The 13,601-nt window shown below is 59.7% G+C and carries 11 protein-coding genes and 1 tRNA gene; 9 read left to right on the top strand and 3 right to left on the bottom strand.

Annotated elements, in window-relative coordinates; all coding sequences use genetic code 11:
* Window positions 1–2: 2 nt before the first annotated feature.
* A tRNA-Arg gene (locus KW840_RS13250) sits at window positions 3–79 on the bottom strand.
* A gap of 348 nt (window positions 80–427) precedes the next feature.
* Between KW840_RS13250 and gabD the strand changes: the two genes are divergently transcribed.
* The 3 genes from gabD (at window position 428) to KW840_RS13235 (ending at window position 4,683) form a co-directional block, all read left to right on the top strand.
* Entirely contained in the window at window positions 428–1,870 is a 1,443-nt protein-coding gene (gene gabD / locus KW840_RS13245) for an NADP-dependent succinate-semialdehyde dehydrogenase (RefSeq protein ID WP_090452425.1), read from the top strand.
* Window positions 1,871–2,054: 184 nt separating this feature from the next.
* On the top strand, window positions 2,055–3,332 hold the full coding sequence (gene gabT / locus KW840_RS13240; RefSeq protein WP_150812076.1) for a 4-aminobutyrate--2-oxoglutarate transaminase: 1,278 nt from the start codon (window positions 2,055–2,057) through the stop codon (window positions 3,330–3,332).
* Window positions 3,333–3,468: 136 nt separating this feature from the next.
* On the top strand, window positions 3,469–4,683 hold the full coding sequence (locus tag KW840_RS13235; RefSeq protein WP_218495463.1) for a response regulator: 1,215 nt from the start codon (window positions 3,469–3,471) through the stop codon (window positions 4,681–4,683).
* A gap of 125 nt (window positions 4,684–4,808) precedes the next feature.
* Here KW840_RS13235 and KW840_RS13230 read toward each other — a convergent pair whose 3' ends face one another.
* Complete coding sequence (locus KW840_RS13230) at window positions 4,809–5,798, bottom strand: sensor domain-containing diguanylate cyclase (RefSeq protein WP_218495459.1); 990 nt, start codon at window positions 5,796–5,798, stop codon at window positions 4,809–4,811.
* 202 nt (window positions 5,799–6,000) lie between these two features.
* Complete coding sequence (gene desA, locus KW840_RS13225) at window positions 6,001–7,185, bottom strand: delta-9 fatty acid desaturase DesA (RefSeq protein WP_057712516.1); 1,185 nt, start codon at window positions 7,183–7,185, stop codon at window positions 6,001–6,003.
* A gap of 146 nt (window positions 7,186–7,331) precedes the next feature.
* On the opposite strand from desA, the gene dibA reads away from it, so the two are divergent.
* From dibA to KW840_RS13195, 6 genes are all read left to right on the top strand, one after another.
* Window positions 7,332–9,251, top strand: coding sequence for a phosphodiesterase DibA (gene dibA / locus KW840_RS13220; RefSeq protein ID WP_057712515.1), 1,920 nt, complete (start codon window positions 7,332–7,334; stop codon window positions 9,249–9,251).
* Window positions 9,252–9,539: 288 nt separating this feature from the next.
* Window positions 9,540–9,722 carry a sulfur starvation response protein OscA gene (gene oscA, locus KW840_RS13215; RefSeq protein WP_056726967.1) on the top strand — a complete coding sequence of 61 codons (183 nt, stop codon included), beginning with the start codon at window positions 9,540–9,542 and terminating at the stop codon, window positions 9,720–9,722.
* A 68-nt stretch (window positions 9,723–9,790) separates the two neighbouring features.
* On the top strand, window positions 9,791–10,804 hold the full coding sequence (locus KW840_RS13210; RefSeq protein ID WP_102672718.1) for a sulfate ABC transporter substrate-binding protein: 1,014 nt from the start codon (window positions 9,791–9,793) through the stop codon (window positions 10,802–10,804).
* A 69-nt stretch (window positions 10,805–10,873) separates the two neighbouring features.
* A complete protein-coding gene (cysT, locus tag KW840_RS13205) occupies window positions 10,874–11,692 on the top strand; it encodes a sulfate ABC transporter permease subunit CysT (RefSeq protein ID WP_007972956.1) in 819 nt (272 codons plus the stop codon).
* 12 nt (window positions 11,693–11,704) lie between these two features.
* Complete coding sequence (cysW, locus tag KW840_RS13200) at window positions 11,705–12,574, top strand: sulfate ABC transporter permease subunit CysW (protein WP_007972954.1); 870 nt, start codon at window positions 11,705–11,707, stop codon at window positions 12,572–12,574.
* A gap of 3 nt (window positions 12,575–12,577) precedes the next feature.
* Window positions 12,578–13,567, top strand: coding sequence for a sulfate/molybdate ABC transporter ATP-binding protein (locus tag KW840_RS13195; RefSeq protein ID WP_090452434.1), 990 nt, complete (start codon window positions 12,578–12,580; stop codon window positions 13,565–13,567).
* Window positions 13,568–13,601: the final 34 nt, after the last annotated feature.

The raw sequence follows: 13,601 nt of genomic DNA, 5'->3' as shown, positions 1-13,601 counted from the left end.
TATGGTGCACCAGGCGGGATTCGAACCCACGACCCCTGCCTTCGGAGGGCAGTACTCTATCCAGCTGAGCTACTGGTGCAGCGGGCGCCATGATACTCATATGCGTTGAAGGCGTCCATGCTGCTGAATCGCCTGTGTTTTTTGAAGCTGTAACGCGCGGTTGCTACGTTGATCAGAAAAAATAGGCAAAAGCGTCGTTTTCGTTCTTTTTTTCGAACAGGCTATTGTCCTTTACCCCCTTTGATCCTAGGATTCGTTTGAGATTTCAAACGCTCTTGTCTGGGTGCTGAACCGCACGAGTTCAATCAGTGCGCTATTTATGTGCTTCAGCCCGGTGAATGATTTCCCTGACGGCAGCCTATCGAGGCGCCTTTCTACAATCATAATTTGCTCCGCATTCATTGCGGTGCTGTTAAGGAAAGCCGACATGCAGCTTAAAGACACCCAGTTGTTCCGCCAGCAAGCCTTCATCGATGGCGCGTGGGTCGATGCGGACAATGGTCAGACGATCAAGGTCAACAACCCGGCAACGGGCGAAATTCTGGGCACCGTGCCGAAAATGGGCGCTGCCGAAACCCGCCGTGCGATCGAAGCTGCTGACAAAGCGCTGCCGGCCTGGCGTGCACTGACCGCCAAAGAGCGTGCGACCAAGCTGCGTCGCTGGTTCGAACTGATCATCGAGAACCAGGACGACCTGGCTCGCCTGATGACCCTGGAACAAGGCAAGCCATTGGCCGAAGCCAAGGGCGAAATCGTTTACGCCGCTTCCTTCATCGAATGGTTCGCCGAAGAAGCCAAGCGTATCTACGGTGACGTGATTCCGGGCCACCAGCCAGACAAGCGCCTGATCGTGATCAAGCAGCCAATCGGCGTGACCGCTGCAATCACCCCGTGGAACTTCCCGGCTGCGATGATCACCCGTAAAGCCGGCCCGGCCCTGGCCGCCGGTTGCACCATGGTGCTCAAGCCTGCTTCGCAAACCCCGTACTCCGCTTTCGCCCTGGCCGAACTGGCCCAGCGCGCCGGCATTCCGGCTGGCGTGTTCAGCGTTGTTTCCGGCAGCGCCGGCGACATCGGTACCGAGCTGACCAGCAACCCGATCGTGCGCAAGCTGTCCTTCACCGGTTCGACCGAAATCGGTCGTCAACTGATGGCCGAATGCGCCAAGGACATCAAGAAAGTGTCCCTGGAGCTGGGCGGCAACGCGCCGTTCATCGTGTTCGACGACGCGGACCTGGATAAGGCCGTCGAAGGCGCGATCATTTCCAAATACCGCAACAACGGCCAGACCTGCGTCTGCGCCAACCGCCTGTACATCCAGGACGGTGTTTACGACGCATTCGCCGAGAAGTTGAAAGTGGCTGTCGCCAAACTGAAGATCGGCAACGGTCTGGAAGCAGGCACTACCACTGGCCCGCTGATCGACGAAAAAGCCGTGGCCAAGGTGCAAGAACACATCGCCGATGCCTTGAGCAAAGGCGCGACCGTGCTGGCGGGTGGCAAGCCGATGGAAGGCAACTTCTTCGAGCCGACTATCCTGACCAACGTGCCGAACAACGCTGCCGTGGCCAAGGAAGAAACCTTCGGTCCATTGGCTCCGCTGTTCCGCTTCAAAGACGAAGCCGATGTGATCGCGATGTCCAACGACACAGAGTTCGGTCTGGCCTCGTACTTCTATGCTCGTGATCTGGGCCGTGTGTTCCGTGTGGCTGAAGCCCTGGAATACGGCATGGTCGGCGTCAACACCGGGTTGATCTCCAACGAAGTCGCGCCGTTCGGCGGCATCAAGGCCTCGGGCCTGGGCCGTGAAGGCTCCAAGTACGGCATCGAAGATTACCTGGAAATCAAATACCTCTGCCTGGGCATCTAACCCCGGAAGAGCATTGCTTCAAGCGCAAAGGGCACGAGAGCGCTGTCCCTTTGCGCCGCTTCAAACCGGAATTTTCTCGGTGGCCGGGAACGCAGTGGCAGTCGATCATCGCATGCTGCCGCCGTTGTTCCCCGCCGCTTAATCCTTGAACCACGCCGCCCGATGAGCGGTGAATGAGGAATGTATGAGCAAGACTAATGCTTCTTTGATGGCCCGCCGTACCGCTGCTGTTCCACGTGGTGTTGGCCAGATTCACCCGATCTTCGCCGATTCCGCGAAGAACGCGACCGTAACCGACGTTGAAGGTCGTGAATTCATCGACTTCGCCGGCGGTATCGCCGTACTGAACACCGGCCACGTGCACCCGAAAGTCATCGCCGCCGTGACCGAGCAACTGAACAAGCTGACCCACACCTGCTTCCAGGTACTGGCCTACGAGCCGTACGTAGAAGTGTGCGAAAAAATCAACGCCAAGGTGCCAGGTGATTTCGCCAAGAAAACCCTGCTGGTGACCACCGGTTCCGAAGCCGTTGAAAACTCCATCAAGATCGCCCGTGCCGCCACTGGCCGCGCCGGCGTGATCGCCTTCACCGGCGCTTACCACGGTCGCACCATGATGACCCTGGGCCTGACCGGTAAAGTCGTGCCTTACTCGGCCGGCATGGGCCTGATGCCAGGCGGCATCTTCCGCGCGCTGTACCCGAACGAACTGCACGGCGTGAGCATTGACGATTCGATCGCTTCCATCGAACGCATCTTCAAGAACGACGCCGAGCCGAAAGACATCGCTGCGATCATCATCGAGCCGGTTCAGGGCGAAGGTGGCTTCTACGTCGCGCCGAAAGAGTTCATGAAACGTCTGCGTGCCCTGTGCGACCAGCACGGCATCCTGCTGATCGCTGACGAAGTACAGACTGGCGCTGGCCGTACCGGCACATTCTTCGCCATGGAACAGATGGGCGTTGCTGCCGATCTGACCACTTTCGCCAAATCCATCGCTGGCGGCTTCCCGCTGGCCGGTGTGTGCGGCAAGGCCGAATACATGGACGCCATCGCTCCAGGCGGCCTGGGCGGCACCTACGCCGGTAGCCCGATCGCTTGCGCCGCGGCCCTGGCCGTGATGGAAGTGTTCGAAGAAGAACACCTGCTGGATCGTTGCAAGGCTGTTGGCGAGCGTCTGGTAACCGGCCTGAAGGCCATCCAGGCCAAGTACCCGGTGATCGGTGAAGTCCGTGCCCTGGGCGCGATGATCGCTGTCGAGCTGTTCGAAGGTGGCGACAGCCACAAGCCGAACCCGACCGCCGTGGCAGCCGTTGTGGCCAAGGCTCGCGACAAGGGTCTGATCCTGCTGTCCTGCGGCACCTACGGCAACGTTCTGCGCGTTCTGGTACCGCTGACCTCGCCGGACGAGCAACTGGACAAAGGCCTGGCGATCATCGAAGAGTGCTTCTCCGAGCTCTGATCACCCAGTGTGACCTGATCCACAAAAAACCCGCTTCGGCGGGTTTTTTCATGCCCCTTGAAACACATCCCGCCCATTAGCGCTGTATCGAATGGCCAGCATTGGCTAAGGTTTGCGCATTGCCAGGGAGAGCTGTATGACAACCGTCATTTTACCCGCCGTTCCAAGAGTCCTGATCGCCGAGGCCGACCCTTGGTCCCGGGATCTGCTCAAGGAAGTGTTGTTGAACGTACGCTGCGATGCACAGCTGGATTTGTGCGCCGATGGTCAGCAAGCGCTGGAACTGTTGGCCGCCAACCCCTATGACCTGGTGATCGCCGACTGGGAGTTGCCGGGCGTCGATGGCCTGAATGTCCTGCGCAACATTCGTCAGCGCAAACGCAACCCGCCGATGCCGTTCATTCTGATGAGCAGTCGCAACGACAGTGCCAGCGTGCGCGAGGCCTTGCCGCTGGCGCCGGCCGCGTACCTGACCAAGCCCCTGAATATGCAAAGCCTGACCCATCGGTTGCAGGGGCTGCTGCTGAACGCTGGCGAAGAAGTCTCGTGCGAAGTGCCGTCGCTGGCACCGGGCATGACGTTGTCGGTGTTTCTGGAGCGTCGACGGGAATTGGCTGACGGTGCGCCGCTGATGACCGACGTGCAAGTGGCGGTCAAGCGCAGCCTCAATCCCAATGGCCTCGATTTGACGGTGCTGGAAGACGAAGTCCGCACCGATCCGCAGGTTACCGCTGTGCTGATCGCCGCCGCCAACAGCGCGGCCCAGCACCACGGCACCGCTGTGCAAAACCTGTCCCAGGCGCTGCATCGTCTGGGCACCGGGCAGAGCATGAACCTGATTCTCGGGTTGGCGCTCAAGCGCAGTGCCCGGCTCAGCGATCCGCAATTGGCCGACTATGCCGAGCGTTACTGGGATCTGTCCCTGCACACCGCCGAATACGCGAGAACCCTGGCGCGCTTGCTCGATCTGGATCAGGAGCGCTGCTATTGCGCCGGCATGTTGCATCGTCTCGGCGATCTGGCGTTGCTGCGGTGTTTGCAGGAATGGAAACAGGCCGGTGGCGAACTGGACGGGCAGGAGGAAGTGGGCGAAGCGCTGGTTGAATTCGGCGCGGCCTATGGTTCGGCCTTGCGCACGCGCTGGCGTCTGCCACTGGAGTTGCGCGAACTGATTGCGGCGGCCTACCAGCTCGGTGGCGGGGTTTACTCGCGCGAAGCGCTGGTGATGAACATGGCGGCGCAGATGGCGCGCCTGAGCGAGCATGAGGGCATCGAGGCGCTGGCGAAGAGCCGGACGGCGAGGTTGCTCAAGATCGGCCTGCCGGAGTTGATGCGTTTGCGCAGAAAGTAAGTACACCCCCAACCCCTGTGGGAGCGAGCTTGCTCGCGATGAGGGGCTGACATACAACATCAATGTAGACTGATAGTCCGCCATCGCGAGCAAGCTCGCTCCCACAGGGTTCTGTGGTGATCCTGTCAGGCAGTGACAATCCGGTTCTTTCCCTCGCGCTTGGCCTGATACATCGCCGCATCGGCCCGGGAAAACAGGTTCTCCACGTTTTCGTCTGCGGCGGTCAGGCTGGTCAGGCCCTGGCTGACGGTGATGCCGAACGTCTGGCCCTCATGGTTGAAACTCAATTGCTGAATCTGCCGTTGCAGGCGTTCAGCCACTTGCAGGGCCATTTGCGGTGTACAGCCGGGAAACACCGCGGCGAACTCCTCACCGCCAATGCGCCCGAACAGGTCGCGACGACGCAACGCTGCGCGGCCGCTTTCGGCAATGCGTTGCAACACGTTGTCGCCTTCCTGGTGACCGTAGGTGTCGTTGATCGTCTTGAAGTTATCAATGTCCAGCATCAGAAACGACAGCGGCTCGCCCTGTTGCCGGGTGTGTGCGAACGCGCGGTGGGCGCATTCGAAGAAATGACGGCGGTTGCTGCTCTGGGTCAGCGCATCGATGGTAGCCAGACGATGCAGCTCGGTTTCCATCTGCTTCTTGTCGGTGATGTCTTCGGCGATGCCGACGATGATCACCGGTTGCCCCGGCTCGGGCTGGCGGTTGATGTAGCATTTGTCGCTTAGCCAGCGCACCTGGCCGTCTGCGGTGATGACTCGATACTCGCGGTCTTCGACGGCGCCTTTGTCCAGCACTTCGGCAAGGCTGCGTTCGGCATAGTCCAGGTCGTCAGGGTGAATGCTGTCGCACCATTGATTGCCGTCGGCCAGCAGTAGATCGGCCGAACGGCCAAAGATCCGTTCATAGGCGGGGCTGACGTAAAGCACCTTGCGGGTTTCCCAATCGAATGCCCACAGCACTGCATTGACGCTCATCAGCAAGGTGCTGAACAACTGTTCACGTTCGCTCAGGCGTGCGACTTCGCGTTGGGCATGCATCAGCGCTATCAGGGGCTGCGCGGCCTCGGGCCAATGCGACGGAGATGAGTCTTGCAGGTTTTTTGGGGCCATCGACACAAATCTCAAAGGGCATGCCGCGCGTTCGATAGCGGCCAACACCAAGCCTGCCGGGAATGGCGAAGTGTCTTTGAGATAGGGCTTTTTAGATGAAGTTCCCGCCTTGTGTGGCGAGGAAGCTGGCTCCCGCCGGGCGGTACTGATGGCACGCCACATAACCATGTGGGAGCGAGCAAGCCCGCTCCCACAGGTTTTTTCAGACGGCGGCAGGGCGCAGGGAGTAGGTCTTCAACTGATCGGCGAAGTCGCGCAGGGATTGAATCCCGCTGGCTTCGGCTTCGTGTACCCAGTCCTTGATGGCCGCCAGCATGTCGTGACCATTTGAGCTGGTCTTGACCCAGATCTGTTGCAGGGCCAGGCGTTTCTCGTAAATTACCTTCAGCGCCTGACTGTGCTCGAGCATGTTCTGGATGCGTACATGATGTTTGTCATCCAGCAGGCTGGTCTCCCGCGAAAGCAGGCGTTTGGCCCGGTGGAACTGGTGACGTACCGAGTGATCGACCTTTTCCAGCTCTTGCTTGACCAGCGGGCCGATCACCAATTTGCGGTACTGGGCCATGATCTGGAAGCGGTTGTTGAGGATCGCCATGGCGGTGTCCATGTCCAGGTTGCCCTTGCCTTCGACGCGATGGGCAATCGGCGCAACCCGTTGAACCTTGGCCAGGCGCAGGAAGCTGAAGACTTGAATCCACGCCCAGCCCAGGTCGAATTCCCACTTCTTCACCGACAGTTTTGCCGAGTTAGGGTAGGTGTGATGGTTGTTATGCAGTTCTTCGCCGCCAATCAGGATGCCCCAAGGCACCAGGTTGGTCGCCGCATCGCGGCATTCGAAGTTGCGGTAGCCAATGGCATGGCCCAGGCCATTGACCACGCCGGCGGCCCACACCGGGATCCACATCATCTGGATGGCCCAGATGGTGATGCCGATGGTGCCGAACAGCAGCAGGTCGATAACGCCCATGATCGCGATGCCCAGCAGCGGGAAGCGGCTGTAGAGGTTGCGCTCGATCCAGTCTTCGGGGCAGTTCTTGCCGTAGATGCGCAGCGTCTCGGGGTTTTCCGCTTCGGCGCGGTACAGCTCGGCGCCTTTGCGCAGCACCGTGGACAAACCCTTGATGACCGGGCTGTGCGGGTCATCGACGGTTTCGCATTTGGCGTGATGCTTACGGTGGATGGCAGTCCACTCGCGGGTGTTCTGCGCCGTGGTCAGCCACAGCCAGAAACGGAAGAAATGCTTAAGGCCGCCATTCAGCTCCAGGGAGCGATGAGCCGAGTAACGATGCAGATAGACCGTGACGGCGATGATCGTGACGTGGGTCATCAGCAGGGTGACTGCTACCAGCGACCAGGGCGACAAGCCAAGAAAACCTTCGTACCACATAGGCTGTAGGGCCCTCGATAAAGAAAAAACAGCCGTTGCATTATCACTAAGCCCACACAGAAAACCAGTCACCCTTTCAGATAAGAGTGGCTGGATGTGTCTTTAAACTATAATTCCAACCTTTTTGTAGGGACATGGATCGCCGGATGTCTGCCACCTATCGCGATGCCTTGCGTGCAGCGCTGCTCTATCTGCTGCTTTCTGTGGTTTGGCTGCAGATCAGTGGCTATTTATTAAACAGTTTCTTCGATAGCTCTGCCGAGCGATTGCGATGGCAACTGATCAACGGTTATGTCTGGGTGCTGTTCAGTGCCGGGTTGATCTTCATTGCCCGGGCGCGGCTGCTGCGGTGTCTGGGTATCGGCGCCAAACTGCGTGAGCGCGATGCCGACCGCATGCGCTTGCGCCAGGCGGCAGCCGTGTTCGACTGCACCCGCGAAGGCGTGCTGGTCACCAATCGGGAAGGTCTGATCGTCCATGTGAACCGGGCGTTCATGGAAATCACCGGTTACGGGTGTGAGGACGTGCTGGGGCAGCGGCCCAACCTGTTCAAGTCCGGGCGACACTCTCCGGAGTTCTATCAGGTGATGTTTGCCACGCTCGCCAGTGTCGGGGAGTGGAGTGGAGAAATCTGGAACCGGCGCAAAAGCGGCGAGATTTACCCGCAATGGCAAACGATCCGCCTGATCCACGACGACTACGGCCAGCCGAGCCAATATGTGGCGGTGTTTTCCGACATCAGTGCAATCAAGAATTCAGAACACGAACTGATGCACCTGGCGCACCACGATCCGCTGACCGACCTGCCGAACCGCCTGCTGTTCACCGACCGCGCCGAACAGGCCCTGGCCTCGGCACAGGTCCACAAGCGTGGCTGCGCGCTGCTGATGATCGATCTCGATCACTTCAAGATGATCAACGACAGCCTCGGGCATACCATTGGCGACCAGTTGCTCAAGGCTGTGGCCGAGCGCCTGGGGGCCATGTTCGGTCCGGGCGTCACCCTGGCGCGGTTGGGCGGGGATGAGTTCGCCATACTTGCCGAAAGCTGTCCGCAACTGGTTCAGGCCGCTGCGTTGGCCCAGCGGATCATCGAGGGCCTTAAAGAGCCGTTCCTTATTGATGGGCACCAGCTGTCCATAAATACCAGCATCGGCATCAGCCTGTTCCCCAGCGATGCGTTGAGCGTCGAGCAACTGCTGCGCAATGCCGACTCTGCACTGTTCAAGGCCAAGAGCGCGGGGCGCAATGATTATGCCTTGTACACCGAAGAGTTGACGGCCCACGCCCAGCAACGGGTCGAGATCGCCTTCGAATTGCGCCGCGCCCTGGACCGACAAGAGCTGCGGGTCTATTACCAGCCGGTTCACGACCTCAAGAGCCGTCGCCTGATCGGCGTCGAGGCGCTGGTGCGTTGGCAGCACCCGCAGCGGGGCCTGGTGTCGCCGGCGGAATTCATTCCGGTCGCCGAACGAACCGGTCTGATTGCAGAAATCGACGCCTGGGTCATGGCGCAGGCGTGCCGGCAGATGTGCCAGTGGCAGCAGGACGGGGTGGTGCTGTCGTTCGTCGCGGTCAACGTTTCTTCGCGTCTGTTCGCCCGTCGTGAGCTGTATCAGCAGGTGGCGCAGGTCCTGCGCGAAACCGGGCTGGAGCCGGCGTTTCTCGAGCTGGAAGTCACTGAAAGCGCGGTGATGGAAGACCCGGAAGTCGCGCTGGAGCAGATGCATCGCCTGCGCGAGCTGGGTGTGCGCCTGGCCATCGACGACTTCGGCACGGGTTACTCATCGCTGCTGCGGCTCAAGCGTCTGCCGGTGCAAAAGTTGAAAATCGACCAGGGCTTCGTCGCCGGATTGCCGTGGGATGAGGATGATGCGGCGATCTCGCGGGTGATCATTGCGCTGGCCCAGAGCATGGGCATGCAGGTGCATGCCGAGGGGATCGAACAGGCTGAGCAGGCGGAATTTCTGCTCGAGCACGATTGCGATCTGGGTCAGGGCTACTGGTTCGGGCGGCCGGTACCGGCGGAGCAGCTTGACTGGATGCATGAGCCGGTGATCGTGTAGGAGCAAAACCTGTGGGAGCGAGCTTGCTCGCGATAGCGGAATATCAGTCGACATTTCTGGTGAATGAAACTCCCTCATCGCGAGCAAGCTCGCTCCCACAGGGTTTTTTTGGTGTGCCTGAAAGAGGGTGATTCACCTCAAGCTCTTGTCTCCACAGTTAATCTCTTCTGGTTATATAAACATTCTTAAATAGTCTTTTTAAGAATATCTACACCTCTCTAGTATTGCTCTCAAGCCGCAAGCAGTGCCGACACTGCGAGGCAACCTCTCAGTTGAAGGAGCAGCAATATGAGCGCATCCCTGCGTAGCGTCGACGGTCAAGACGAAGCCACCATCCTGCGTGAAATCCAGAGTGCCCTGCGCGATCTGCGCTTTGGCGCCGTGGAAATCACTGTGCACAACGCCCAGGTGGTGCAGATCGAACGCAAGGAAAAATTCCGTTTGCAGCAGCCGGGCAACAAGTCGGGCTGAGGCGAATCAGGCAACGCGATATCCCATAAGAAAAAGCCAACAAACCAAGAATTCCAGGAGCTTTCACCATGTCGTCGATTCGTCATTTCGCTTTGGCCGCCCTGGCCAGCGCCCTTTTTGCCGGTTCCGCCGTTGCCAAGGACTATGAGCTGCTCAACGTGTCATACGACCCGACCCGCGAGCTGTATCAGGACTACAACGCCGAATTCATCAAGTTCTGGCAAAAGGACCACGCCGGTGACTCCGTGAAAATCCAGCAATCCCACGGCGGTTCGGGCAAGCAGGGTCGGGCGGTGATCGATGGCCTGCGTGCCGACGTCGTGACCCTGGCCCTGGCCGGCGATATCGACGAAATCGCCAAGCTTGGCAAGTCCCTGCCGGCGGACTGGCAAAAGCGCCTGCCGGACGCCAGCACGCCTTACACCTCGACCATCGTGTTCCTGGTGCGCAAGGGCAACCCTAAAGGCATCAAGGACTGGGGCGACCTGATCAAGAATGATGTCTCGGTGATCACACCGAATCCGAAAACCTCCGGCGGTGCGCGCTGGAACTTCCTCGCGGCCTGGGCCTATGGCCTGAAAGCCAATGGCGGCGACGAAGCCAAGGCCAAGGAATACGTGCAAACCCTGTTCAAGCACGTGCCAGTGCTGGATACCGGCGCCCGCGGCTCGACCATTACCTTCGTCAACAACGGCCAGGGCGACGTATTGCTGGCCTGGGAAAACGAAGCCTTCCTGGCCCTGAAAGAAGAGGGTGGCGCCGACAAGTTCGACATCGTCGTGCCTTCGCTGTCGATCCTCGCTGAGCCGCCGGTGGCGGTAGTCGACAAAAATGCCGAGAAAAAGGGCAACGAGCAGATCGCCGAAGCCTATCTCAAGCACCTGTACAGCCCAGCCGGCCAGGAAATCGCGGCGAAGAACTTCTATCGTCCACGTGATAAGGACGTGGCTGCCAAGTACGCCCAGCAGTTCCCGAAACTGGAGCTGGTGAGCATCGACAAGGACTTCGGCGGCTGGAAAACCGCACAGCCGAAATTCTTCAACGATGGAGGGGTATTCGACCAGATCTATCAGGCGCAGTAATCTTAAATAGCCATCAACGAGCCCTGGATTCACCTCCGGGGCTCAGTGCGTTCTCAACCAAGGACTTTTATGTCGCGTCGTATTTCCCCCGTCATACCCGGCTTCGGGCTGACGCTGGGCTACACCTTGGTGTACCTCAGCCTGATTGTGCTCATACCACTGGCGGCGATGTTCGTGCATGCCGCTCAACTCACCTGGGATCAGTTCTGGGCAATCATCTCGGCGCCACGGGTGCTGGCCGCGTTGAAGCTCAGCTTCGGCACCGCCCTGTGTGCCGCGATCATCAACGGCATCATTGGCACGCTGCTGGCCTGGGTATTAGTGCGCTATACCTTCCCTGGGCGAAAAGTGATCGATGCAATGATCGACTTGCCGTTCGCATTGCCCACGGCGGTGGCCGGTATTGCGCTGACGGCGTTGTACACCCCTACCGGTCTGGTCGGTCAGTTTGCGGCGGATCTGGGTTTCAAGATCGCCTACACCCCTCTGGGCATCACCCTTGCCCTCACTTTTGTGACACTTCCATTCGTAGTACGTACCGTACAGCCAGTATTGGCGGATATTCCTCGTGAAGTCGAGGAAGCGGCGGCGTGCCTGGGTGCAAAACCCTTGCAGGTTTTCCGCCATATCCTGCTGCCGGCACTGCTTCCGGCATGGCTTACCGGTTTCGCTTTGGCCTTTGCCCGCGGGGTCGGCGAGTACGGTTCGGTGATTTTCATCGCCGGCAACATGCCGATGAAAACCGAGATTCTGCCGCTGCTGATCATGGTCAAGCTCGACCAATACGATTACACCGGCGCTACCTCCATTGGTGTACTGATGCTGGTGGTTTCCTTCGTCCTGTTGCTGCTGATCAACTTGTTGCAGCGGCGCATCGAAACCCCATAAGGAGGCGCACCCATGTCCCAATCGTCTATTGCTGCCGCTTCCTCGAACGCTGCCCGCCGTGGCAGCGCGACCTCGCGGCGAATCCTGATCGGCCTTGGCTGGCTGATTTTTGCGCTGTTCCTGTTGCTGCCGCTGTTCATCGTGGTGTCCCAAGGCCTGAAGCTCGGCCTCGGGGCGTTCTTCACCGCGATCTTTGAGCCGGACGCGCTGTCGGCCCTGAAACTCACGGTCATCGCCGTGTTGATTTCGGTGCCGCTGAACCTGGTGTTTGGTGTCAGTGCCGCGTGGTGCGTGAGCAAGTACTCGTTCCGCGGCAAGAGCATGCTGGTGACACTGATCGACCTGCCGTTCTCGGTGTCGCCGGTGATCGCCGGTCTGGTCTATGTGCTGATGTTCGGCGCCCAAGGCCTGTTCGGCCCATGGTTGCAGGACCACGACATCCAGATCGTCTTCGCCCTGCCGGGCATCGTGCTGGCGACGATCTTCGTCACCGTGCCGTTCGTGGCCCGTGAACTGATCCCGCTGATGCAGGAGCAAGGTACCCAGGAAGAGGAGGCCGCGCGCCTGCTCGGGGCCAACGGCTGGCAGATGTTCTGGCACGTCACCGTGCCCAACATCAAATGGGGCCTGATCTACGGCGTGGTGTTGTGTACCGCGCGGGCCATGGGGGAGTTCGGTGCGGTGTCGGTGGTTTCCGGGCACATTCGCGGGGTGACCAACACCCTGCCGTTGCACGTTGAGATCCTCTACAACGAATACAACCACGTGGCCGCGTTCGCCGTGGCGAGCCTGTTGCTGATCCTGGCGCTCTTCATCCTGCTGCTCAAGCAGTGGAGCGAAAACCGTATTAACCGCCTGCGCGCCAGCGCCGCGGAGGAATAATTCATGTCGATCGAAGTGCGTAATGTCAGCAAGAACTTCCACGCGTTCAAGGCGCTGGACAACATCAGCCTGGACATCCAGAGCGGCGAACTCGTCGCGTTGCTCGGTCCGTCGGGCTGCGGCAAGACCACGCTGCTGCGAATCATCGCCGGCCTGGAGACTCCGGATCAGGGCAACATTGTGTTCCACGGTGAAGACGTTTCCGGGCATGACGTGCGTGATCGCAACGTCGGTTTCGTGTTCCAGCACTACGCCCTGTTCCGCCACATGACGGTGTTCGACAACGTCGCGTTCGGCCTGCGCATGAAGCCGAAGAACCAGCGCCCGAGCGAAAGCCAGATCGCAACCAAAGTCCACGAACTGCTGAATATGGTGCAGCTGGATTGGCTGTCGGATCGCTACCCGGAACAACTTTCCGGCGGCCAGCGTCAGCGCATTGCACTGGCCCGCGCCCTGGCGGTGGAGCCGAAAGTGCTGCTGCTCGACGAACCTTTCGGCGCCCTCGACGCCAAGGTTCGCAAGGAACTGCGCCGCTGGCTGGCGCGGTTGCACGAAGACATCAACCTGACCTCGGTGTTCGTCACCCACGACCAGGAAGAAGCGATGGAAGTCGCCGACCGTATCGTGGTGATGAACAAGGGTGTGATCGAGCAGATCGGCTCACCGGGCGACGTCTACGAAAACCCGGCCAGCGATTTCGTCTATCACTTCCTCGGTGATTCGAACCGACTGCACCTGGGCGAAGACAGGCACGTGCTGTTCCGCCCGCACGAAGTGTCGCTGTCACGCCATGAACTGGAAGACCACCACGCGGCGGAAGTGCGGGACATTCGTCCGCTGGGCGCGACAACACGGGTGACGCTGAAGGTTGAAGGGCAGAGCGATCTGATCGAGGCCGAAGTGGTCAAGGATCACGATAGCCTGATCGGATTGGCGAAGGGAGAGACGCTGTTCTTCAAGCCGAAGGTTTGGCAGAAGGTTGCAAACATCTAAGGCAAAAGCATCGCGAGCTTGCTCGCGATTGCTA

Origin of the sequence: Pseudomonas sp. PDM30, from assembly GCF_019218985.1 — a bacterium.
GTDB lineage: Bacteria > Pseudomonadota > Gammaproteobacteria > Pseudomonadales > Pseudomonadaceae > Aquipseudomonas > Aquipseudomonas jessenii.
The sequence above is the reverse complement of the archived record's forward strand: the minus strand, read 5'-3'. Positions and strand labels throughout refer to the sequence as shown.